At 47.8% G+C, this 23,898-nt stretch carries 18 protein-coding genes; 2 read left to right on the top strand and 16 right to left on the bottom strand.

Annotated features, from left to right (window positions below; translation table 11 throughout):
* Positions 1-18: 18 nt before the first annotated feature.
* Entirely contained in the window at positions 19-2,415 is a 2,397-nt protein-coding gene (locus JNUCC31_RS18110; protein WP_192263046.1) for a heavy metal translocating P-type ATPase, read from the bottom strand.
* A 265-nt stretch (positions 2,416-2,680) separates the two neighbouring features.
* Between JNUCC31_RS18110 and JNUCC31_RS18105 the strand changes: the two genes are divergently transcribed.
* On the top strand, positions 2,681-3,052 hold the full coding sequence (locus tag JNUCC31_RS18105) for an ArsR/SmtB family transcription factor (protein ID WP_192263044.1): 372 nt from the start codon (positions 2,681-2,683) through the stop codon (positions 3,050-3,052).
* A 139-nt stretch (positions 3,053-3,191) separates the two neighbouring features.
* Here JNUCC31_RS18105 and JNUCC31_RS18100 read toward each other — a convergent pair whose 3' ends face one another.
* The 10 genes from JNUCC31_RS18100 to JNUCC31_RS18055 form a co-directional block, all read right to left on the bottom strand.
* Positions 3,192-4,352, bottom strand: coding sequence for an AI-2E family transporter (locus JNUCC31_RS18100; protein WP_192263042.1), 1,161 nt, complete (start codon positions 4,350-4,352; stop codon positions 3,192-3,194).
* Positions 4,353-4,668: 316 nt separating this feature from the next.
* Complete coding sequence (locus JNUCC31_RS18095) at positions 4,669-5,703, bottom strand: LLM class flavin-dependent oxidoreductase (protein WP_192263040.1); 1,035 nt, start codon at positions 5,701-5,703, stop codon at positions 4,669-4,671.
* Positions 5,704-5,865: 162 nt separating this feature from the next.
* Positions 5,866-6,177: an ArsR/SmtB family transcription factor gene (locus tag JNUCC31_RS18090; RefSeq protein WP_063567799.1), complete on the bottom strand. Its 312-nt coding sequence runs from the start codon at positions 6,175-6,177 to the stop codon at positions 5,866-5,868.
* Between the two features lie 93 nt (positions 6,178-6,270).
* Positions 6,271-6,852 carry an NAD(P)H-dependent oxidoreductase gene (locus JNUCC31_RS18085; protein ID WP_192263038.1) on the bottom strand — a complete coding sequence of 194 codons (582 nt, stop codon included), beginning with the start codon at positions 6,850-6,852 and terminating at the stop codon, positions 6,271-6,273.
* A gap of 173 nt (positions 6,853-7,025) precedes the next feature.
* Complete coding sequence (locus tag JNUCC31_RS18080; protein WP_192263036.1) at positions 7,026-7,448, bottom strand: MarR family winged helix-turn-helix transcriptional regulator; 423 nt, start codon at positions 7,446-7,448, stop codon at positions 7,026-7,028.
* 378 nt (positions 7,449-7,826) lie between these two features.
* Entirely contained in the window at positions 7,827-8,504 is a 678-nt protein-coding gene (locus JNUCC31_RS18075; RefSeq protein WP_192263034.1) for an NAD(P)H-dependent oxidoreductase, read from the bottom strand.
* 257 nt (positions 8,505-8,761) lie between these two features.
* The gene (locus JNUCC31_RS18070; RefSeq protein ID WP_192263032.1) at positions 8,762-9,220 is read right to left on the bottom strand and encodes a 2-thiouracil desulfurase family protein; all 459 of its coding nucleotides are present in this window, start codon (positions 9,218-9,220) and stop codon (positions 8,762-8,764) included.
* 60 nt (positions 9,221-9,280) lie between these two features.
* Positions 9,281-10,543 carry a hypothetical protein gene (locus JNUCC31_RS18065; protein ID WP_192263030.1) on the bottom strand — a complete coding sequence of 421 codons (1,263 nt, stop codon included), beginning with the start codon at positions 10,541-10,543 and terminating at the stop codon, positions 9,281-9,283.
* Positions 10,540-11,118, bottom strand: a complete 579-nt coding sequence (locus tag JNUCC31_RS18060) for an RNA polymerase sigma factor (RefSeq protein ID WP_228469084.1) — start codon at positions 11,116-11,118, stop codon at positions 10,540-10,542. The genes JNUCC31_RS18065 and JNUCC31_RS18060 overlap by 4 nt, the downstream gene beginning before the upstream one ends.
* 172 nt (positions 11,119-11,290) lie before the next feature.
* The gene (locus JNUCC31_RS18055; RefSeq protein WP_192263028.1) at positions 11,291-12,025 is read right to left on the bottom strand and encodes a class I SAM-dependent methyltransferase; all 735 of its coding nucleotides are present in this window, start codon (positions 12,023-12,025) and stop codon (positions 11,291-11,293) included.
* A 167-nt stretch (positions 12,026-12,192) separates the two neighbouring features.
* On the opposite strand from JNUCC31_RS18055, the gene JNUCC31_RS18050 reads away from it, so the two are divergent.
* Positions 12,193-13,548 carry an MATE family efflux transporter gene (locus JNUCC31_RS18050; protein WP_192263026.1) on the top strand — a complete coding sequence of 452 codons (1,356 nt, stop codon included), beginning with the start codon at positions 12,193-12,195 and terminating at the stop codon, positions 13,546-13,548.
* A gap of 139 nt (positions 13,549-13,687) precedes the next feature.
* Here JNUCC31_RS18050 and JNUCC31_RS18045 read toward each other — a convergent pair whose 3' ends face one another.
* From JNUCC31_RS18045 to JNUCC31_RS18025, 5 genes are all read right to left on the bottom strand, one after another.
* Positions 13,688-15,724 carry a GxGYxYP domain-containing protein gene (locus JNUCC31_RS18045; protein WP_192263024.1) on the bottom strand — a complete coding sequence of 679 codons (2,037 nt, stop codon included), beginning with the start codon at positions 15,722-15,724 and terminating at the stop codon, positions 13,688-13,690.
* Between the two features lie 163 nt (positions 15,725-15,887).
* Positions 15,888-19,175, bottom strand: a complete 3,288-nt coding sequence (locus JNUCC31_RS18040) for a glycosyl hydrolase (RefSeq protein ID WP_192263022.1) — start codon at positions 19,173-19,175, stop codon at positions 15,888-15,890.
* Between the two features lie 24 nt (positions 19,176-19,199).
* Positions 19,200-21,206, bottom strand: coding sequence for a glutaminase family protein (locus tag JNUCC31_RS18035; protein WP_192263020.1), 2,007 nt, complete (start codon positions 21,204-21,206; stop codon positions 19,200-19,202).
* Between the two features lie 54 nt (positions 21,207-21,260).
* On the bottom strand, positions 21,261-22,916 hold the full coding sequence (locus tag JNUCC31_RS18030) for an extracellular solute-binding protein (protein ID WP_192263018.1): 1,656 nt from the start codon (positions 22,914-22,916) through the stop codon (positions 21,261-21,263).
* Between the two features lie 80 nt (positions 22,917-22,996).
* A complete protein-coding gene (locus JNUCC31_RS18025; protein WP_192263016.1) occupies positions 22,997-23,893 on the bottom strand; it encodes a carbohydrate ABC transporter permease in 897 nt (298 codons plus the stop codon).
* Between the last annotated feature and the right edge of the window lie 5 nt (positions 23,894-23,898).

Below are 23,898 nucleotides of genomic sequence, written 5' to 3'. Positions count from 1 at the left end.
CGGATCGTTTCGTAAATCTTAGATGTCCTTTACCCGCAGTACTCGCATGGCGTTCAGGACAGCCAGCACGGTCACTCCTACATCAGAGAATACGGCTTCCCACATGGTCGCAATGCCGAACACACCCAGCAGCAGGAAGATCGCTTTGACACCCAATGCAAAACCGATATTTTGCCAAACAATAGTTCGTGTTCGTTTTGCAATCCGGATCGCACTTGCCAGTCTGGATGGCTCATCCGTCATGATGACCACGTCGGCCGCTTCAATTGCAGCATCCGAACCGAGTCCGCCCATCGCTACGCCTACATCGGCGCGTGCGAGCACTGGCGTATCGTTAATGCCATCACCGACAAACACCATTTTCTCTTTTGGAGATTTGGAAGCTTCGAGACGCTCCAGCTGTTCGACTTTATGCTGTGGCAGCAGCTCAGCGTATACTTCATCGACACCCAGCTCACGACCTACAGCTTCACCAACAGCCTTGGCATCCCCTGTCAGCATGACCGTTTTGCGGATACCGAGCTTCTTGAGTGCCTGAATGGCTGCCGCTGCGTCATCCTTCACCTCATCGGCAATGATCAGGTGACCGACATACGAACCTGATTCGGCAACGTGCACCACCGTACCTACGGTTTGTGGAGGCGTGTAGGAGATACCCGCCTGTTCCATCAATTTGGCGTTACCAGCAAGCACTTTACGTCCATCTACACTGACCTTGATGCCATGTCCGGCTACCTCATCGTAATCGTCCACACCTTGAGTCCGGATATCTTTTGCCCAAGCTGCGCGAATGGATTCAGCAATTGGATGGTTTGAATGGGCTTCAGCAATCGCAGCAAGCTCCATCAATTCATCTTCCGTGCGTCCCCCTTCAGGGCGAATGGCTGTTACTTTGAAAACACCTTTGGTTAGTGTACCCGTTTTATCAAAAACAACGACTTTGACATCGTTCAATGCTTCAAGGTAGTTACTTCCTTTGATGAGTATACCGTTACGTGAGGCAGCTCCGATGCCGCCGAAGAAACCAAGTGGAATAGAAACGACCAGCGCACACGGACAAGAGATCACGAGGAACACCAGTGCTCGATAGATCCAATCGGCGAACGTTGCTCCACTGAGCACCAGCGGTGGAACAAGCGCAATCAATGCGGCCAGAATGACAACAACCGGGGTGTAATAACGGGCGAATTTGCTAATAAAATGCTCCGTTTTGGCTTTGCGGCTGCTCGCATTCTGCACCAGGTCCAGAATTTTGGATACCGTGGATTCACCAAAGGTCTTCGTTACCTCAACGGTTAACATCCCGTTTTTGTTCACGAATCCACTCAGCACATCACTGCCGGGTTCCAGTTCACGAGGCACCGATTCACCCGTCAGAGCAGACGTATCCACCATGGAACGACCTGCCTTGACGATCCCGTCCAGAGGTACCCGCTCACCCGCTTTCACTATAATGCGATCACCAATACGTACTTCTTCCGGAGTAACCCGCTTGGTCTCTTCTCCCGTACCGATCAGCATATTGGCATAGTCCGGGCGAATATCCATAAGCGACTGAATCGACTTCCTTGAGCGATTAACCGCCATTCCCTGAAACAGCTCACCGAGCTGATAGAAGAGCATGACCGCAACACCTTCGGGGTATTGACCAATAGCAAAAGCACCGATGGTAGCCACAGACATCAGGAAGTATTCATCGAATACCTGACCGCGAATGATATTTTTGAATGCCTGAAGGACGATATCTCCCCCTGCGATCAGATAAGCGACAACATAGAGAGCAAGCTGCGCCCATCCTTCCAGCGGAGACCAGATCGCGGCTGCCACCAGAATGGAACCCGCCGCCAGACGTGCCAGCAGCACCTTCGTCTGCCCAGCGCCATGTTCATGTGAGTGTCCGGCGTGCGCGTCATGGTTGTGACCGTCCGCATGTCCGTGATCGTGCCCGGCATGACTTCCATGATCATGCGCTTGCCCTTGAATGCCATGATGATGGCCGTGGTCATGGGCATGATCATGCACTCCATGTTGATGGTCATGGTCATGACCATCATGATCGTGCCCACTCGACATATGCTCATGCGTGTGGACTCTGCTACCTGCATGTGCGTGCATGTTGCCGGATGTCGAGCCTTCTGGCGCGGCAGTAGCACGACTTCCGTGCGAAGGTTTACCTTTTTCCGAGATGCGAATATGCGGCTCCAGTCGGAGCACTTTGCGTTTCGCTTCTTCCACCACCTGCTCATCCATATCGGATGTGGTGTGCATGGATAAGGTTTTGGTTACAAAATTGACCGAGCAATCGGTAATGCCTTTAATCTTTTTGACGCCATTCTCAATCTTCAATGCGCAGTTGGCGCAATCCAATCCATCCAGCAGCAGTTCCCTTTTCACCTGTTCCTGTCCGGTTCCCATGTGAACTCTCCCCTTTGCAGTACGTAAAACATGATGGTTATCCGTAATTTTTTTGATTTTTCAATCAATATATGAGCAATCATTCATATGTCTAGTTAACCCTATTATATGCACGCCTAAACAGGAGTGTCAACAATTCCAGTTGATTTTCCATACAGAATATGCTAATAGTAATCATTTCGCTTTAGACGTTTTTTGGATATAATAGGCTTATCGAAGAACAACACTTCATCAAAGGTTGAGTTCATATAGGTGGTGATAGGAAATGGAACAACCGGTTAAGGCTCCAGCCGAATGCGACGCGGCGTGCTCCGGAACAGAGGCTGACGTGCAGACGATTCGTGCTTCTCTCATGGATCGCGAGACCTCTTCCGAGATGGCGGATTGGTTCAAGGCATTCAGCGACCCGACACGGCTTCGTATTATTGATGCGCTGTTGCAGAAGGAATTATGTGTGCACGATCTAACGGTGCTGCTCGATATGGGACAGTCGGCCATTTCGCACCAGCTGCGGTCGCTTCGCAACATGCGGATCGTCAAGCGGCGCAAAGAAGGCAAGACCGTGTATTATTCTCTGGATGATGCACATATTGAGGAGATCTTCCTGCAAACGCTCCAGCATATTAAACATGGCTAGGCATGAGCCTGCCTGTTCACACAACAGAACCCCCGCCTCTCGGCTGTTCGCCGATGGACGGGGGTTCTGTTGAATAAGGGCACCATTTTGCCAAAAAGGAAGTTTATTACAGGTTAAGCTAAGGGCTTGCCCACTCCGGTTACAGTAGATTGTTATTCTTCGGATCATATAGACCGGATCGATCCTTGAACCAGTTGAAGATATGCGACACACATACTTTCAGCACAGCGTATCCCGGAACGGCCAACAGAATGCCCACTACACCGAACAGATTGCCTGAAGTCAGAATGACGAAGATAATCGTGATCGGGTGAATCTTGAGCGTTTTGCCCATAATCTGAGGTGAGATGAATTTACCCTCAATTAATTGCACGATCGTCCACACCGCTACCATCTTCAGCAGCATCACCGGAGAAGTGACCAGGGCCACGATTAACGCAGGCGTTATCGCGATTGCAGGTCCCAGGTACGGAACAACACTGGTAAACGATGCGATAATGGCAAGAATCAGCGCGTAATCCAGACCAATAATCATATAACCGATGTAGAGCAGAATGCCGATGCAGAAACTGACGATAATCTGTCCACGAATAAACGAGCTGATCTGGTGATTGATATCTTCCAGTACATGCATTGCACCCGTACGGCTCTTGATTGGCAGGAAAGACAGAATTTTCGCTGGAAGTTTCTTGCCGTCTTTGAGCAGATAAAACAGGATAAACGGGACTGTTACAATGGACAGCACCGTCTCGGTGAATGCCCCAAGGAATCCACCCAGTTTGGTCCAGGTCGAATTCAGAATCTCAGTGGCTTTCTGGGAGATCGTGCCCCACCAGTCCTGGGAGTTCAGATTCACCGCTTCCTGGAATTGGCTGAACAGCTGGCTGCCCGTAAGTTCCTCAAACTGATGCTTTACCGTCTCACTGTACGTTGGGAAATTTTCGATCAGCCCCGTAATCTGGTTGCGCACAACCGGAATGACTGCCAGCACGACGACTGTCAGGATGCCTCCGATGGCGAGATATAAGATCAGAATGGACCAGCCACGCTTGATCTTCCACTTTTCCATGACATCCACAATCGGATTCAGCAGATAATAGAGGATACCCGACAGAATAATCGGCAGCACGATCGTCTTGATCAGCACCGCGAGCGGATGCAGAACAAAGGATACCTTGGTAAGAACCATCACGTTCAGTCCTACCAGCAGCAGAATTAACAGAAAAAGGACGAACTTGTTATTCAGAAAAAATCGTTTAAACCGATCCGGCCAAATGCGGGGTTGCTCGGGTTGCTCCATAGGCATGTCTTCCTCTCTTATGTATCCTTAATTCAACGAATAAGCTGGAAATCTGCATGTTTCTTGACTGCGCATAAAGTGGCTTGTACAAGCCAACATATGTATAACACACTGAATTTATACGTATGGCGCTGTTTAACCGTTTCAAATTAGACCAATAAGATTATTTTACCCTAAAAAGAACCATCTGCCTCATACAAACTTTTATGAAAAATAGACTACCAAAAAACGGCTCGCCTCCGAAGAGACCAACCGTTAATATGTCAGCGGCATTCGAGCCTTATGTTCACGTCCGCTGTTGCGCTTATGCTTTTGTTTATGCTTTTCCCGCCAGTTGTGCAATCAGCTCATACGAGTGCAGGCGCGCCTGGTGATCATAGATCATCGACGTAATAATCAGCTCATCTGCTTGGGTCTGAGCGATAAACGATTCCAGTTGACCACGCACGGTCTCCGGAGAACCGTTCACAGCTGCTTTCAACGTCTGCTCTACACCAGCTTTCTCGCGATCCGTCCATTTGCCTTCCATATCGGCTGGTGGCTGCACCAATCCGGTTGTCCCACGAATAATGTTCAGGAACTGCTGCTGCATCGTTGTACCCAACCATGCAGCTTCTTCGTCGGTATCCGCAACGACTGCATTTACACCCACAATAACATGGGGCTCTTTCAAATGATCGGATGGCTGGAAGCTGCTGCGATACGTTTCAAGTGCAATCCGGGTGTAATCCGGTGAGAAGTGGCTGGCAAAAGCAAACGGCAATCCCAGCTGTCCGGCCAGACGAGCACTGAAATCACTGGACCCGAGCAGGTAAATCGGGATATTTAACCCTTCACCGGGTACAGCGCGAACGGGCGCATGGTACGATGTAGCAGAAGCATCGAAGTATGCTCTGAGCTCGGCCAGTAATTCAGGGAAATCTTCACCACTGTTCAGATCTTTGCGTAGTGCAAGTGATGTTCGACGGTCACTTCCCGGTGCACGGCCCAGTCCAAGATCAATACGGCCAGGATACAGGGACTCCAGTGTACCAAATTGCTCGGCGATCACAAGCGGCGCATGGTTAGGCAGCATGATTCCGCCTGAACCGAGACGAATGGTCTTCGTTCCACCCGCGAGGTAACCAATCACAACCGAAGTCGCGGAAGAAGCGATACCCGGCATGTTATGGTGTTCCGCTACCCAGTAACGGTGATATCCCCAACGCTCCGCGTGCTGAGCGAGATCCAGACTGTTGCGAAGCGCATCCGCAGGAGTGGCACCCACAACGACAGGAGCCAAGTCCAGAATGGACAATTTAACATCGTTAATATGTTTTTTTGGGGATGACGCTGTGTTTTCGGTAGACATGATATATAGTTCTCCTCTGTATTATATTTTTATTTTTGTATATCCAGATATATAGATGTATAAGCACAAAAAAATGATGTGACAGAGCTGCTCCTCAGCCGTTTACATCCGGACGGAATACCCGCCTGCACCTGCATTCTTGCTTCCGTCTCGGCGTCCGGCTTATAGCTCGTGCTGTACGTACTCGGCAAATTGACGAATGGTTTCTTCGTTGCGGCGATAATACGTCCACTGTCCCCTGCGTTCAGAGATCAGCAACCCGGCTTTGAGCATGGTCAGCAGATAGCTGGATATGACGGATTGAGCCAGTCCGGCCTTCACCTGAATCGTTCCAACACATATGCCGCTCTTTCCAGCATCCGGATGCTGGGATAACTCCAGTGGTGGAAAGTGCTGCTCCGGGTTTTTGAGCCACAACAGAATCTGTCGACGTGTCTCGTTGGATAATGCTTTGAATATGAGTATAGGTTCCATGGGTAAGATTATACCGCCTTTCTTTCATTTTGCAAACCAAACAGACCGATTCGACGAACGAACCGGCCTGCCAATAAATACATGTATCTACGTTTAGAATTTGGTGCTGACCGTTTCTTTTACTTGTTCCAGCATGGACTGATAATCCGCAGCTTCCAAATATCCGATACTGCCAAAGAGCAAGTGATCTACCGCTTCAATGCCTACAAAATCGAAGATACCCACATCGGAAGTCATTTTCATACTGGCAATCATGCCGATTTGATCGTAAATTTCACTTGGCGTGCCATGTGTGTTAATGATCAGACCTTTTTTGCCTGTCAGCAATTTCTCAATGCCGGCTTCACCTGAAGCATAAGCGAAACCGTAGGCGAATACACGATCGACATACCCTTTCATGATAGCAGGAAGACCTGTCCACCAGATCGGATAAATAAAGGTGATGGCCTCTGCATCCGTGACATATTGCTGCTCGGTTGCGATATCCTCAGGCGTCTGTCCTGCACGCATGGATGCTTTATCCGCCGCGCTCAATACGGGCTGGAATCCAAGTGCGTACAGATCGCGTACAACGACTTCGTGGCCTTGAGCCTCAAGTGTTTCCACTGCGGTGTTCAAAATAGCATGGTTCAAGCTGTCTGTGTGCGGGTGCGCATATACGATTAGCTGTTTCATAAATAAATCCCTCCAAGTTTATATTAAATTTTGCTGCCAAATCGTGAATAATTCTCTTCATATACATAGACATCTATGTATATGAGTAAAAAAAGGGAGTTGGAGCATTTTGCATTTTTGATCATCCGATCGTCTCGGTTGTTGATTCATGCAAAATGCTTATGGTTTTATGGTTATAACTTGCGAACGATACTGGTCAACAAACTTTCCAGCTGATCTGCCTGATCGTCTGTCAAATGACCATATACCATTCCATTAATCTGTTGTGATACCTGTTGGAATACAGGTTCAAGTTGCCGGCCCTGTTCTGTCAAACGAATCATCGTCACTCGGCTGTCTTCGGCACTCTTACTGCGTTCTACATATCCCAACTTCTCCAACTTGTTCACCAGTACTGTTACAGTTGGTTGGGTCCGATGTACTCGCTCCGCCAGCATCTTGATGGATAGTGCATCTTCACGGTACAGGAACATCAGGATATCACCGTGGGACGGAACTATCCCTGTAACATCTTGTTGCTCCAACTGCTGAACAATCTGTTTGTGAATGTGATCTCTGATTCTTGCGATCAGTGCAATTGCGTTGTAATTTGGCATGAGTTCATTATACATAGATATCTATGTATATTCAACTCTTTTTAACAAGGAACTCTCCCGAAGGGGATTTTTCTCTTGCCAAAGCGCTAACGAACCTACCGCACCTTATAAAACAAAAAATCAGGGAATTCAAAATGTAACGAACCTCAGCGCAGTTATTCATTCATAAAATGGCCCCAGAACGTAAAAATCGACCCGTTGGACGAAATAACGACTCTGTAATTCGTTATATCTCAGACCTGTGAAAATACAAGCGAATAGCGTGTGCTCGGTTCATTAGAATAAAATAACAAAGGGTGGTCCCATGTAATTGTTCAAGAACAATTATCGGACCGCCCCGTTATGTTTTATATATAAACAGCCGATATTACATTAACCTTAATCAATCCACTGCGTAATTTTCTCCAAAGGCTGACGGGATTTTTCCCGTGGCGGATCTCCCGCACGATAACCAAAGGCTGCCATAACGGAAACATCCCAAAGTCCATCCTCCAGCAGTCCTTCTTCTTCCAGAATGTGATGTACGCCCTCATAGTTAAACCCTTCAATCGGGCAGGAATCAATACCAATCAGCGCTGCCGCAGTCATCATATTGCCGAGAGCGATGTAGGTCTGTTTGGACGCCCAGTCCAATAAAGTACGGGGGTTTTCCAGCATTCGTTGGTTCTTTTGAAATTTGCCATAAGCTTCACGGGTCAACTCGAATACGTCATCCGGCATGCCCTTGATTTCTTTCAGCATATACTCCGCGTAAGGAGAATTATAACTCGCATCGGATCGCGCCAAAATAACCATAAAATGGCTTGCCCCTGCCAATTGTTTCTGAGCCCCGGAAGAAACTTCGGACAGACGCTTGCGCAAATCCGCATTCTGCACAATCAGAAATTTCCATGGCTCCAATCCGATCGAGCTTGGCGACAGTCGTCCCGTTTCCAGAATATACTCGAAATCTTCTGCTGAAATGGTACGTGAAGCATCAAACTGTTTGGTTGCATGCCGAAAATGGTAAGCGTTCAAGACGTTTTCTTTCGTAATGGCGTTTGCCGTAGATTCCATATGATCTGCACATCCTTTTTTTGTTTATGTTCATGTTCATTAGTTTTAATCTGAATACCTGAGTATTATTTTAGATTCTATAATCAAAATTTAAAAGTACGCACAATAATGTTTCTTACTTCATAAAAGTAACAAATGTTTACTGACAAGGTTTTTCAATGATCAACTCCACGCCTGTTATAATAAACACAAGTCGCCATGGAATCTGCTGCTCCCCAAGGCGACTTACCTGTGTTTCGTTTCAGAGATGATTATGATTACAACTGCTGCATGAATTCATTTTCCGAGATGACCGTAAATCCCTCTTGCCGAAGCAAAGCAGAAGTAACCCCTTCGCCCACGACTTTGTGGTTGGCAAAGTTGCCATCGTAGATCATCTGTGTACCGCAGGAAGGACTGAATTCTTTGAGCACCACACAGGTGACATCCAGTTTTTGCGCCCATTCAAGTGTCTGATAGGCTCCTTTAATATATAAATCTGTTACATCGTTGCCACTCTTCTCAATGACCTTGGCTGTACCTGCCAGCACATCCTTACCCGTACCGCCGATAATTTCAGCCGGCTCCCGCGGGGTGAAAAACCCTCCAAGCAGTTCCGGGCAGACCATCTTTGCCTGTTCCTGCTCTACAAGCTCCTGAATTTTCGCATCCAGACTCGCTGTTCCGTTGTAACGGCAGGCTACGCCAGCAAGACATGAACTCACCAAATATTTCATCGTTATGCTCCTTATGCTCCAGCCATCTATTAAATTGATTGTACCATATGGGATCAAGGCTTAAAGGTTGGCATCTATTGTGATCATCGTAATCCTTGCATCTTCTTCATATCGAACCTTAAAAGTATTGTAAACCTCTGTCTCTACTGAACGGAATGTGACCATTCCAGGCGTATTTGGATCTCTTTCAAGTTTATATAGATCAAGGTCGATTTTGAATATTTGTTTGATTACTGGTGCTGCGTTCTGCCTGATTACACTTTCCTTCATGTTACGTAACTTCTCTAAGTAAAGCTCATACTCTTTCCCAGTTACAGATTTTGGAATCCCCCTCTGGAAATCCATAACAGTATATTCATCGCTAAACATCCCGCTAATTCTTCTTACTAAATACCGATCTCCAAAATATAGGTCCGTTGTTCCTTCACGCTTCTTGTCATTTTGTTTAAATATTATATCTTTCAAATCAGGTGCGGGCTCACCAGACAAGGCTTCAATCGACATTCTGGCATCTGTTATTAATTGTTGTGATACAGTGGCAGAACTCACACTACCAGAAACGGATACTGCTTCATCCCTCGTCCATTCGATACTGCCCCTGCCCCTACTATTCTCCAAAAACACTGTTGTGAACCATACGGGTTTTTCCTGACCCTGTTTCTTTTTCACATAACGTCTGGCTGAGATCGGTTTTAGCGTAGGGTCACTTTTTATCTCTTCAAGCAGTGACGGAATTTGACGCAAATAAAGGTGCTCCAGCTCATTAGCTGCCATCTCCCGTCTCATCTGTACCTCACGCAGATTGCCTGTTGCCGCATCAAGCCAGATCAACGCATATTCTGCATCGCCCTCTTTTCCAGCCTCGACAGACACTCTTCCAGACACAGGCAGGTCCTGCACTTTGGTTATACGTAATTGTTTGCCAAGATAGTCTCGCATCGTGACGGCTACATTCTTTTTCATCTTGTCTGTGAGCAGGTTCATGCCAGCATCATCCGTATATTGCAGCGCTGCTGTGGGATATACTTGTTCAATGATCGGCTCCACAATCTGTCCGTTCCAGAGAATGACCGCCACTGCCACGGCTGCAATCGTCGTGCACGCCATAATGGCTTTGCGAGAGCGAAGACGGCTTCTACGTTGATTCGACCGAACGTGTTGCTCGTTAGACTTATCGTGAGCATCGCTTATTTTCTGTGCAGATCCCGATTTGAGCCAGGCTACCTGGCGAAGTACGTTCTGCTTATGCTCTTCGGTAAAAGGAGACGCCGCAAACGGCTCCTGTTGGACTACTTTTTCCCATTCGTCATCGATACGTTTCATTCGCTTCGCTCCTTCCACTGTTTCCGTACTTTGGCCTTCGCCCTGGACAGTCGGGATTTGACCGTTCCCGCGCTTATGCCCAGCATTTCCGCAATTTCACCCGTCGTAAGCTCATACTTCAGATGCAGCAAAAGCAATTCCCGGAATTTGTCCGGCAGGGCCATGATGATGTCCCAGATTTCATGAACGTACTCCCTGCTAATCGCCTCTGCTTCGGCAGAAGGGTGAACCCATTTTTCAGGCTTCATCTCACCTTGGCTCGTATTAACCTGTTCCGTGTGAATTGGCAGTGTCTCTCCCCATAAACTGCTGCGAAAAAATCTGGACTTCCGGTATGTAAATGTCGTGTTCCTAGTAATGGTCAGCAGCCATGTCTTCAATGAGCATTCCCCGCGAAAATGGGCGATCCCGGAATATGCCCGGATAAACACTTCCTGTGACAATTCGTCCGCCTGCTCAGTACTTTTGGTCAGAAAGTACGCGTAGTTCCATACATCGTTCCCGTACTCATCCATCATGCTGCTAAGTGTGTAATTGTCGATCGTCTGAGCATGTGCCAAATATTGATAGTCCAACTAATGTTCACCTCACTTAATAAGACTTCGTCCATTCAGCTTTGGTTCCCAGTCGCAATATTTTTTCACCCAACTTCTGCAAAATAAAATAAACCAGCAATGTTCACATGTGCTGAACACGCTGGTCTATCTATAATAAAGCTAATAAACCTCATTCCGAGACCGAAGCTGCTCACGCCTTAACCGCAGCAATCATGAGAAACATCGGTCGGCGGCTCTCGTCTCGCATACCCGGGACCTGCTCCATCATCTCCGGTGATGGCTTGGACTCCGCTACCTGTTGAATGATAAACCCGGCCTGGATCAATTCATTCAACTGTGTCGCAACTGTCCGGTGATATTTCACCACGTCCTGATTCAGAAAGTTCGCTACTCGCTGCCCTTCCTCATGATAATGATCCACGGGCCAGTGCTTTATCTCGCCCTCAGGTCCGTAATGCCAGTCCTGCTCCGCCCGCGCTGTAAAGATAGGATGTTCCGCAGACAGGACAAACGTGCCCCCCTGGACAAGACATGTATGGATTTTGGCATATACCTCATCCAGACGCTCGATATAATGCAAGGCCAGCGAGCTGATCACCACATCAAATTGTCCTGGTGCAAAATCAATATCCTCAATCGCCATACGCTGGTAATGGATATGAGGGTCATCCGTCATCTCGCGTGCACGCTGCAACATATTTTCGGACAAATCCACGCCAATTACAGAACGTGCACCTTGCTCACGTGCATATCGGCAGTGCCAGCCAAACCCGCACCCCAGATCCAGTACGTTCTTATCCTTTAAGTCCGGCAGCATCATTTGCAATTCATGCCACTCGCCAGCAGCCTCCAGCCCTTGAGTTGATCGGGCCATCCGGCTGTAATTGCCGAAGAATTCAGCTTCATCGTATTTGTTTTGCTTCATAAACAGATTCCCTCCCGTGTCATAAAAGATGCTCCATTAACTCTAACATAAAAACGAAAATCTTTTGAAAAAGTTGCCAACCAAATTCTTGGCATGTTATTATACAGAACGAACGTTCAGTATAATATAATATAGAACGAACATTCAGTATACTAACGGAGGTCACCATGAACACAAATTGGACGCACCCATTGGAGAAGCAATCTGTAGGTAAAGCATTTGTAAGCTACCTCGTACCTTCCATATTAGGGATGCTGGTTATCGCTTTTAATTTTATTATCGACGGCATTATGGTTGGACACAAACTGGGTTCTACCGCGCTGGCCGGAATCGGGATTGCTTCTCCTGTCTACACACTTTTTGTGGCCATGTCGCTATGGATTGGTATGGGCGGGGCAACCTTATACTCAACCTACATGGGCAAGAAAGATCTCACGACTGCGAAGCAGATTTTCACCAAATCCATTACGATTATTTTGCTGATTACGATGGTCATTGGATATACGGCATACACATTCAAAGATAAGCTGGTCTACGCCCTTGGTGCCAATACCGAAACATTCCCGTTTGCTGCGGACTATATGAATATCATTTTGTTGTTCGGTTTTGTCTTTACCATTGAGAACGCACTGACTATTTTTGTTCGTAACGATGGAAATCCCAATACATCCATGTATGCTCAGATCACGTTTGCGGTAGCGAATATTGTGCTCAATTATGTAACGTTATACGTGCTGGAATGGGGCGTTCGTGGCGTCGCGATTGGTACAATTGTATCCGCATCTCTGGCACTTCTTGTGTTGCTAACTCACTTTTTCAGGAAAAATAATAATCTCACCTTCACCCGATTCAAATGGAATACCAAACTGCTGGCTTCCATTGTACTCATTGGTTTCCCCAGCTTTCTGGCTGAATTGGGCATGTCCGTCTTCTCCATCGCTCACAACATCTCACTGGACCGGATTGCGGGCACGGATGGCGTGGCATCCTTTACAGTCCTCAACTATATTCATGGCGTTGTACTGCTGGCATTTCTCGGTCTGGCGTCCGCTGCCCAACCTTTGGTCAGTTATTATCACGGAGCCAAACAGATGGATCGGGAAAAACAGACCATTCGCTTAGCCTCCAGAACGGCTCTGACATGTGGGGTCCTGCTTTTACTCGTTGTACAACTGGGCGCACCCTATTTTGTGCAAATTTTCGGAAACTTCAGTGACAGCGTGACGGATAACGCCGTGTACGGTTTACGAATATTTACTTTTGCATACTTGTTCATGGGTATTAACTTTGTCATGAGCACGTACTTCCAATCTGTCGGGAATGCCAAAATGGCTATCTGGATTACAGCTGCACGCGAGATGATTATTATGGTTGCCTTAATTGTTATCCTCCCTTCCTTCTTAGGTATCACTGGTGTATGGCTTGCCGTTCCGCTATCCGAAATGATAGTTCTGGTGACTATTGGGATGTACTATAGAAAGAGATCCATCTCAGAACGGATAAACGGTCTAACGATTGAATAAACGTACTAACAAGCCAAAGACCCGCATGATCCCCAAGGATCGGCAGGTCTTTGATTTGGCGAATTATATTCGGATATCAAACCGGACTTGCGTGACTCAAGTTTCCGATTGCTTCGAAGACTGCCGAAAGGTTTATACCTTATTTGGACAAGCCGTACGCTTTTCGGATCAGGGAGAAGTATTCATCCGCCTTCACAACCTGGAATTCTGCTCCAAGAGATTCCGTGATCGCCAGAACATCCGATGGTGTCATGCTCCACGCGTTGATGCCAACCGAGATAAACGTTGGAGAGCTGCCATCCCATTCTGCCTTGGTAGTATTTAGGATATTTTTACCATCCTGAACGGTTGAGATGCCTCGCAGAATGGAGACCGGAAGGCTGCCATTCATGATCTGAACATTGGCTTTGTCCTCGCCTGCGAGGAACAGGCCTGGAAGTTTATAGTTCTTCTCGTACGCAGCTGCAATCGAATCACTCAGCGGAACGTCTTTTCCAAGTTCACGATTGAGGACAAAAGGGTACGACATGTTGGTCTTTTTCAGATATGAAAAGGTTTGTTTCAGATAGGCTGGAAATGTGTTCTTCGGCCAGACATTTGGATTGAAGTAACCCACTCCGGATGGGCCTGCCACAAGCTGATCATTTGGTGTCGCGGTTGAACGGTAATAGTTTAGGATGGCAGGAGCTGCATCGTAGAGTAACGGACTAGAAGTCCAGTTGATAGGCACTTTACCCCGAGCGGGATCAGCCCACAGGTTGCGCATATGATTCTGATCGTATTGCATGTTGTCACCTTCGCCAAAGGTATAGGTTACATAGATTTTGTTCTCCAGCTTGGATTTCACCGGTTTGGGAGCAGGTTGTTGTTTTACGGTTGTTCCTGAAAATACGGTCATGTTATGGAACCAGTCGGAAGGAACGACATAGACACCGTGACGTGATGTGATTTCTATGCCCGCAACTTCACCTTCAAAATCATTGTCGAACCAACCCAAATAAGGTGTCCCTGGCTTTACATCAGACAGAATCTTCTCAAATAGCGCCTTTTCCTCTGGCACACTGGTAGACAACCAGAACACCATGGCTTTGTTCGCTACGGCATAATCGCGGAGATAGCCATAAGGTTCCTTTTCTTCAGACGAGAGTGGTTGAACATTGCTCGCAGATACCTTGTATTGGTTCCACATCTCGATCGATACGGTTAGTTGCTTTGTGTCCGCTGCAGGCTTAAATTCGTATACAAAGTAGTTTCCATTATCTGCGAAGCGGTGATCGCTTCCAGGCAAAAATTTGGAGTTATGTCGATCATAGAGAAACGCTTCTTCCTCAGAAGAACCTGTTTTGAAATCCGCAATAATCTGTCCATCTGCTTTCACCGTCACTTGATGAACCGCAGGCCCCCAGCCATCCTGAGGAAAGGCATCATTAAAGCGGAGGTAGACCGCTTCTTTTCCCAAGTAGGATGACAAGTCATAGTCATAGGTCTTCCTGTTGCTTGCATCACGGATCTGTTCCTTCTCGACTCCAACCGTTTGGAATGAATCAAAATTTCCGGACGGAATCGGGATGGAGGTGTCTGGACTCAATCCGACTAACATTCGTTGAGTGGTCTGGCTCCAAAGATGCTCATACTGCCAGTTGTATGCATCCATACGATTCTTGAACTTGCCCTGCAAGTCTTCGATTACCGATAGGTTATACGGTGCTGCAGTCAATTGTTGAGCCAGTTCAGGACTGGCAACAACAGCATTTTTGAGTCCGGCAAGTGTCGTTGCCACGTTAATGGAGTCCGGCAGCTGCGGATCATATACGATAATGCCTTTGATCTCTTTCGCATATTGCTTGAGAACATCCATTACGTTGTCATGCTGCTTATAAGGAACGTTCAAGTCCTGCAGCCAAGGGTCTACTTTATTCTGTTGAATGTAAATTCGTGGTTTTTCCCGATTGATAACCCCTTCAAGCGTCGTCAAAAGCAATTTGATATCGCCAGATTCCTCATATACATTCGCCACATCCAAACGTTCTACTTTATTGAAATTTGGAAGCGCTTGATTTTGAGGCCACTTCAAAGAGTTTGTATGCTTCAACTCATCTGTGGCAGCAAATGCGCTAGCCGATAACACGGTTGTACAGACCAGGGCAACACACAAAACGGCTAATTTACGAATCATAATGTTCATATCTCCTTTTAGAGGTTGTTCAAAGTCAACTTTTGATCCTCCGCTACTCCGTCCCTAGCTTCATCCAACTCCAGCGTTTTGAAAAAACGCACTTCGGAAGCATTAGCTTCGGTGCTGAAAACCTGACTTTTTGAACACGCATTTTTAAAGTTTTTTATGATTTGTTGTGATGTTGCGTCTGTGATGTTCTTCGCGTACGTCGGATCAACCTCACCTGTCCATTGAGTCCTGATGTCAGTGCTGACTTTCCATACATATTCTCCAGTGTGTTTGCGGCATGTAAGTTCATTTCATTCAATCCTTCTTGAATATATGGCGTTATGTTCCATTGGTAAGGCGGCCATAAACGAATACCTGCTTCAATATCATTCACATATAGGCTTGCTGTCTCCCTTATATCCTCGGCTACCAGCCATAGCTCCTCATTTGCAGCTAAGTTTACGTTAGACAGATCCACCTGCTGCGAGTAGACACCCGTACCTGAATAATAAGGATAGCCAGCAGCATTCCAACATCCACCCCATTGTTCCACATCGGTATTTAACGTCGTATCGTTTTCTATCGCGAACGGACCAATCAGATATGCTGGGAATGAAATAGCAGGCATCGGCTCCAATAACGAAACCGTCAGAATCTCCAACTCATTCTCGCCGGCCAACAAATGTGGAGTGATATCTACACTGTCATAATCGCCATCCTGCCACGAAGAGCGTCTTAACGCTTCCTGACGTACCCCATTGACGAATATTTCAAGATTACGCCTACGCTGCAAAAATCCGATATGGGATGGAATGTTCTGATCTACATCATCCAGAATCAATTCCATCCTGCCCCATGATTCTTCTCCCGCCTTACCTGAACGATCCGAACCACACCGGGATTGAAGCCGTTCAATCAATTTTTGCGTCATGCCAAACGTCGTGCGATACGTATTTACTTGCCCGGGCATGGTCGCGTTCATCCTGGAATGTCGGTCATTCAACGTGACATGCCATCGATCCAACAGAAAAACATTGGGTCCTGCAGTCCTGAACCGCCAGTGCTCATCCAGAATGACCTCTACCACATTCGTGGAAAAAGATTGATCTCCCGGTTGAACTTGCTCTGTATACTCCGCATGATCCGTACGTTCTTGCGGAAAAGAAGAGCTCTCTTGGGGACTTACCGACAGCACACGCAGCTCTCCGGGTACGAATGAAAGGAACGATTCAGCGTCAATGCTGCGTACTCTTCCACTCTCCAACTCCCACTCTTCCAAGTCACCTTTCTTTTCATCGTAAATGAGCTTAATGGTCACGGAGTGCTCCGACCAGTTCATAAGCCATACATATACCAAATCTCCAATTCTGCGTTCGACGCTAATCAAATCGTCAGACTGACCTTCAATCCAATCCCATCGTATTACCGGTGGTTCTCTGATCAACTCCCCTAATTGAATACAAAACGCTTCGAGTGGATCCAGACGCTGACTCTGACCGCCTTGATGAACAGCCTCATCCATGGAGTAAAACAGACTGTGCCCCTTGCCAACAGCAACTAATTTTCCGTGCTGAGGATCGGAACCAAACAGCTCCCGGATATCCTTCAGCAGCGCTGGGTCTTGGCGCAAGGATTCACTATGCTGCGGAATTGTACCTATTGCAATTAAACTTCCGCCCTGTTTAACAAAGGATACAAGCCTGGTTGCGATGTCCCTTGACATCACCTCAATCTCCGGCATAATGACCATCGAATAGCTATGACCGTTGCCATTAAATTGCAAGCCCTCTCCTTCAACAAGGAGCGCATCGCGAAGCTGGCATTCATCCACATAGTCGTAGTCGATAGATGATCGCAGCAAGCGATCTGACAAAAGAGAGAACAGCACATCTGATGAAGGATGCATATCCGCTTCGCCTGATGTGAACATGTTTTCATATACCGTATGGATAGGCGATAACAGCAGAACTTCCGGCGTTCGTTTTCCTTTTGCTCCAAGCAAACTCAATCGCCCTATATAATCGGCAAAAGCACGATAATGCAGCCAATGGGGTGCATGTTTGAATTCAGTCGGTGGAAAGTCGGTCTTCCGATACCCGGCAAACGAATAATAGAATGCATGCGGAATAAACAGATTAACTCCCAAAAAGGCCATAAAATTGGCATCAAGTCGCCGCTGGCGCATGGAATAACCATGACCACTTGCACCAAAGGCTTCACAGATCACCCGTTCCTTCCTGTTCAGCTTCGCGACAGAAGCCGCCGTCTTGACGGACACAATGCGATGCGGATTCGCCTTTGACCCGATGCCGGGAGTGAGATAATCCACGCCTGCATAGTGGAATTGCTGCAATACTCGGGTCTGATTGCCTTGAGATCGAGCCTGCCCCCAGACAGGCTCCTCCAGCGTATGACCGATATAGAGCAGACCGGATTGTTCACACCATGAACGAATCCCGGCATGGTATCCCTCCACATACCAACGGGTGATCGTATCATAATATTGCTGCCTTGTGGATCGGCTGCCGTCTGTCACTCGATACAACAATGCACCTAACCGCGGGATTAGATCATACCCATTCTCTTGCTGATATCGTTCGGCCATCCCCTCAGTCCAAGCGAAGACGAGCCCAGGCAAAGTAGCCTCCACATCATGAACAGCGGTTCGGATTGCCTCCACGCCGAAGAAACCATCATGAATCATAAGCCCCGGCTCGTCTGTAAACACCCCTTGGATGGTTGAGCCGTAATAGGGCTTTAATGCCAGAAACGGTTCATAAGACATCTGAATGAAAGACTGAACCGCTTTCGGGTTCAATGTGTCCAGATAATACCCTTGAGCGAAGGTGATTCCTTCGGCAATTTCACAAGACCAGCAGGCGAGCACGATATAAGAATCATCGACATGATTCGGCGTCCACTCCCGCCCCCAATAATGTGTGATATCTTCCGATTCATCATGAAGCAGCCACTCTCCGTCGCAATTAATCGCGCGATAGGCCAGAATGGCGATCAGCTCATTGTGATCGCAGGAGGCAAAGTCCAGCTTCATGCCTTCCTGCGATGTACCTTGCAAATACCGTTTTTCCTCTATTCTCAAATAACGCATGCGATATTCCGGGTGCTCCCGTGTCAGTTTTCCACCCAATGTTCCGCTCGGCCAATTCTCCTCATCGTACAGCCAAACAACCATATTTCGTTTCTCGCATTCTGCTGTGCAGAACTCCAGCACTTCCATGAATTCCGGCGAAAGATATGGCAGTTGCATCCCATGCCGAGCATGCAGAACCACGCCACCAACTCCCGCTTCAAACATGGATTGAATCTGGCTCTCCAGTTCCGTCTTCTCCAGCTCATGATTCAGAAACCAAAAAGGCTGTGGACGATATGTTTCATCCGGATTCGCAAATTCCTGTTTGAGTTCTATGGAAGGGTTACAGATTTCTTCTGCGTCTGCCTTCATACTCACCACCTGCCTTCACACCCATTAGTCTGTAGACTGTTGCATGAGTAATTGGATAAAAAAGCCGCCGACCACAGAACGATTCTGAAAATTCATCTGCTTAGCGGTGACCGTGTCATACCAATCCGTTACGGGAACACGAGACGAAGTTTCATTCATGAAATCCCACAGCGGTGAAATGAAAGACTCAAACTGCGCTTGCGTTGAACTCATGGAGGCACACCATACCAGCCAATCGGATTTGGTATACGTTTCACGGCTATCCAGCGGCAAGCCATAGCGATTTTGTTTGTTCGTATAATATGCGAGCTCTTTAGCAGCAATCTCTTTGGGGAACAGATGCAGGTCGAGCAGATGATCCCAGACCAGATTGTACTTCATGCTCCATGAATCGGTGGGACTGTCAAACGTCAGCTTATAGTGATCCCCGGCATCTGCCATGGACACCCACTCCTGAGCCATGTTCCGAGCTTCCTCAAGGTACTTCGCCCCTTCCTGCAAACCGAGCTTTTCACACAGGTAGGAATACGCAGCGATACCCAATATGGCCTTGATCGATAAATTAGTATTGTGCGCCAAATGTCCCGCAAAGTCATCTGTGCACAGCTGGTTTACAGGATCAAGTCCATTTTGCAGCAGATAGTCTGCCCATCTCGTAAGGGGTTCCCAATGACTCCGGGCAAAATCGATGTTCCCCTCATACTTGCTGACCGCCGCAGCCATCAGCAGCATATTGCCGCATTCCTCAATCGGCATCTGGTATTCCAGCTTATTCTCTCCATACACCTGACCGTTGGCCCTAGGGTATGTTCCTACATCATGAGGTGCAAAATCAAACGTCCAATCATGGCTCATCGCATACCTGTAAATCGGACGCATCATGCCCTTGATCAGTTCAGGGTTGTACCTGAGGAAAAGTGGGATCGAAGGGTAGCTGACATCCACCGTAGCGATACATCCATTGCTGAAATTCTCTTTGGAGAAAAATAGAACATTCCCCTCCTCATCGGCAACCAGCTTATGCGCTGCAATCGCCTGTCTGTAGGTTAGCGCCACAATATCCCGGTATTTCTCACCGCCTGCGGCCTGACTCTCTGCCATGAGTTCAAGATTAAAGCTGTCACAGCGCTGCTGAATCTCTTCGTATTGTTGAGCTGCCAGTAACAGCATCTCCTGAAACGTTAATCCATTTCTTTTCCAATACGCAGTCAGTGGTTGTTGAAAATATTCAATCGCATGAATATCGTCATATGCAAGCATGAGAAATTCGGATATCGGTTCGTCCTGGACAGCCCCCAGATCGATCTCGGCTGCCATAACCGGCATGTTGTCCGATACAGCTTGCGGCTGGTGCTGATCATCTTCTGTCGGCAATTGACGGGAGCGTACATACTGTTCGCGGCCTGTCACTGAGTGAATGGCCGTCTGGATATGAGAGGATTGAGGAACAGCGAGAACCATATATCCCCAATCGATTCGTGTATCATCACCGGCAAGTTTCAATACGGGCTGATCCACAGTACCCATGGACATGGCATTCCATTGTTCCTCAATGACATGGCGTTCCCAGGTTACGTGCTGATCGGTTGTGTTTACACACCATTCGCCTGTTACATCGACATAAATTTTGACTTGGTGGGCTGCCCCATCGATCGATTTGACCTGAAAATCCAAATACGTCACCGGCCTGGATAACAGGTCCAAATCATCCAGCAATAAAGGTGTGGTGAACTGAACATTAAGCTCTATTCCTTCGCCTTGAAAGGTATATCGAGTCGTTACGGGCTGGACAGTCAGGTTGGTCTGCACCAGCACTTCAGGTTCCTGGACAGCTGTACGCTCCTCCGATCCCACTTTCCCCATAAATCGTCGAAGCTTTCCATCGATCACCGCCAAGCCCACCATGCCATTCGCTTTGTTCGTCCAATGCCGGGTATGATCTTCATACAGATGGTCTGCGGCCGACCATACGCTAAAGTAAGGGTCCACGGTGACAAGAGGTACGGAAGGTGGTCTGAAACGGGTGGTCATATCCTTACAACTCCTTCGTGTAAAAGTCAGAATCAAGAATAGCGATGTTCGTCATCAGTTCGGCATCTGAACGGTAACTACATCTTTTCCTTTCAGATTTTCGTTCGTAAATTGCATGGCTTGATCATATCCGGTCTTTCGAAGCTGCTCGCGAAGTTCATTAATAATCCCCATCGCCGCTTCATCCGACTTTGCAAAGATCGCTTCCTTCCAGGCATCACTCATGCGGTCCATTGAGGGCTTCAGCATCTCCCATTCTGGTGCTTTGGTAATCACATCGCCCGGGTTATAGGCTGTAATGACATGAATGCCATTAGGTCGCAGGATTTTGCGTGCCTTCTCCATGGCATCAAGCCGTTTCTGATCCGCCCATATATCTCCGCCTGCGACCGAATTGATTCGATCAGGCCCCGTGATGGATTCCAAACCAATGGAAATGCCTTCGTTCTTGCGAACTTTGCCCGATTGATCTGCCGTAAACTTATCAAACCATTCCGGATTGGCAACAGGTTTACCCTCTTTCATATCCCAATGAACGCCCTGAACTCCGTATCTTGCCAGCATAAATCCTTCATCGGAAGCCATGTAATCGAGGAACTTCAGCGCCGCATCCACACATGCGCCCTTGCAGTTCTTGGTGATGGCTGTTACGTTGTTGCCTTGAATGCCCAGATCCACAGGGCGATTCGGATCAACATCTGCCCGTTCCAACGGGCCAATAGGGATGTAATCGCTTCCAGGGTGTGAAGTGACATATTCTTTGGAGGCATCCAGAATGGCCGGATAGTGTGCGGCCAGAATGGCGATACGCCCCTGATTGATTTTCTCCTTGGCGATCGGGTCAGTCTGGGTAAATGCTTCCGGGTCCATTAACCCTTCCTCAACCAACTTCCGATAGAATAGCGTGTACTCTTCATAGCCTTTCGTGAAAAAGTTGTGCTCTACCGTTCCGTCACCTTTGTCAACATAACTGCCACCCGAATTGAACATGGTATTACCGATGCCGACAGACCAGCCGTTGCTGAAGCCGCCCAGTGGAAAGACCGGCTGCCCGTTCTCTTGCAGATTGGCATCCTTGATTGCTTTGAGGAAGTTATAGAATTCCTCCTTTGTCACGACCGACTGAGGGTCTATACCAACCTTATCCGCGATATCCTTGCGAACATAGAAGCCGTACAGCCAATCCATGCCATCTTCATTCTGGGCAGGCTGGTTTTGCAGAAGCAGATATTTTTTGCCGTCATAGGCATTAATCGCCTTTTCGTAGAGCGCTGGGGGTACATTTTCTTCGGCAATGGATTTCGCGAGGTTAGGATAGTCCCCCAATTTGTCGGAAATATCGACGAGCTGCCCTTCTTTGGCCGCCTTGATAATGCCGTCCAGCTCGCCTCCCCATGCGGGTCCGGTATAGATATCCGGCAGATCCTGCGTGGCAAATATCTGGTTGACCTTCTCGGTCTCACTGCCTTTGGTATACTCCCAATCCAGCGTGACGCCGGTCTTCTCCTTGATGACTTCTTCCACAGGCGTTATTCCGTTATCCGAACCACCCGAACCGTTCCAGTTGTGCAATATTTTGAGCTTGTATGAACCATCTGCAGCTTCCCCGCTATTCCCGTTCCCTGATGAATCCGTACATCCGCTCAACAATCCTCCAACCAAGATGGACACGAGTAATACGGATACGCCTTTCGACCCAATTCGGTTCAAACCAATCGCCTCCTGAAATATGAATATGAATGATCTTGGTCAAGCCTGGTAAAGCTCAGCAAATTCCGGGTCAGGGCCACCTAACCTTTCACCGAACCGATCATCACTCCTTTTACGAAATATCGTTGCAGGAAAGGATAGATACACAGGATCGGGAAGACCGTGATGACAAGCAAAGCCATACGCAGGGATTCGGGTGTCGCACCCGCTCCGCCTGAACCGCCAATCGTCTGCCCGCCCTGTTGTGCTGCGCGCTGCATCGAATTGGACAGCGACTCCGCTTCGGTCAGCATCTCCTGGAGGAGGGTCTGCACCGGAATCAGATCCTTGTTGGATACATAGTAGGCACCCGAGAACCAGTCATTCCAGTGAGCGACCCCAATGAAGAGGGAGATCGTTGCCAGTACGGGTCCCGAGAGAGGCAGAATGATGCGAATGAAGATTTGAAAATCCCCATACCCGTCAATGTGGGCGGATTCCTCCAGCTCTTCGGGAATACCTTGCAGAAAGGTCCGAATAATGATGATATGCATGAAGTTGAATAACAGCGGCAAGACATACACCCAGAAGGTATTGATCAGATGCAGCTTCTGAAGCGTAATGAAGAATGGAATGAATCCGGCACTGAAAATCGTGGGCAAAAAGATGTAAAAGGTGAAGAACGAACGGCCCGGCAATGATTTCTTCGAGAGCGCGTAAGCCATCAGTGTACACAGAATCACATGAAGGAACGTACCCAGCACGGTGCGCATGATGGTGATCTGATACGCCTTCCAGATGCGCGCGTTATCAAACACCTGGGCATAGTTTTCCAGTGTAAATTGCCGAGGAAGGAAATAGATCGCGCCCTGCATGGAATCCTTGCCATCATTCAGCGAGTACGCCAGGATGTAAATAAACGGGTAGATCATGGAGAATCCGACCAAAGCGAGAATGGTATAGTTTATAACTGAAAATAAGGACCATTTGCGTGTCATCACAT

The organism is Paenibacillus sp. JNUCC-31 (assembly GCF_014844075.1).
Classification (GTDB): Bacteria; Bacillota; Bacilli; order Paenibacillales; family Paenibacillaceae; genus Paenibacillus.
Note: the sequence above shows the minus strand (reverse complement) of the source record. Positions and strands in the feature narration are given on the sequence as shown.

Bases quoted from the DNA above. Each gene is read 5' to 3' on its own strand.
- JNUCC31_RS18110 (WP_192263046.1), bottom strand. From the start codon at position 2,415: ATGGGAACCGGACAGGAACAGGTGAAAAGGGAACTGCTGCTGGATGGA.
- JNUCC31_RS18105 (WP_192263044.1), top strand. From the start codon at position 2,681: ATGGAACAACCGGTTAAGGCTCCAGCCGAATGCGACGCGGCGTGCTCC.
- JNUCC31_RS18100 (WP_192263042.1), bottom strand. From the start codon at position 4,352: ATGGAGCAACCCGAGCAACCCCGCATTTGGCCGGATCGGTTTAAACGA.
- JNUCC31_RS18095 (WP_192263040.1), bottom strand. From the start codon at position 5,703: ATGTCTACCGAAAACACAGCGTCATCCCCAAAAAAACATATTAACGAT.
- JNUCC31_RS18090 (WP_063567799.1), bottom strand. From the start codon at position 6,177: ATGGAACCTATACTCATATTCAAAGCATTATCCAACGAGACACGTCGA.
- JNUCC31_RS18085 (WP_192263038.1), bottom strand. From the start codon at position 6,852: ATGAAACAGCTAATCGTATATGCGCACCCGCACACAGACAGCTTGAAC.
- JNUCC31_RS18080 (WP_192263036.1), bottom strand. From the start codon at position 7,448: ATGCCAAATTACAACGCAATTGCACTGATCGCAAGAATCAGAGATCAC.
- JNUCC31_RS18075 (WP_192263034.1), bottom strand. From the start codon at position 8,504: ATGGAATCTACGGCAAACGCCATTACGAAAGAAAACGTCTTGAACGCT.
- JNUCC31_RS18070 (WP_192263032.1), bottom strand. From the start codon at position 9,220: ATGAAATATTTGGTGAGTTCATGTCTTGCTGGCGTAGCCTGCCGTTAC.
- JNUCC31_RS18065 (WP_192263030.1), bottom strand. From the start codon at position 10,543: ATGAAACGTATCGATGACGAATGGGAAAAAGTAGTCCAACAGGAGCCG.
- JNUCC31_RS18055 (WP_192263028.1), bottom strand. From the start codon at position 12,025: ATGAAGCAAAACAAATACGATGAAGCTGAATTCTTCGGCAATTACAGC.
- JNUCC31_RS18050 (WP_192263026.1), top strand. From the start codon at position 12,193: ATGAACACAAATTGGACGCACCCATTGGAGAAGCAATCTGTAGGTAAA.
- JNUCC31_RS18045 (WP_192263024.1), bottom strand. From the start codon at position 15,724: ATGATTCGTAAATTAGCCGTTTTGTGTGTTGCCCTGGTCTGTACAACC.
- JNUCC31_RS18040 (WP_192263022.1), bottom strand. From the start codon at position 19,175: ATGAAGGCAGACGCAGAAGAAATCTGTAACCCTTCCATAGAACTCAAA.
- JNUCC31_RS18035 (WP_192263020.1), bottom strand. From the start codon at position 21,206: ATGACCACCCGTTTCAGACCACCTTCCGTACCTCTTGTCACCGTGGAC.
- JNUCC31_RS18025 (WP_192263016.1), bottom strand. From the start codon at position 23,893: ATGACACGCAAATGGTCCTTATTTTCAGTTATAAACTATACCATTCTC.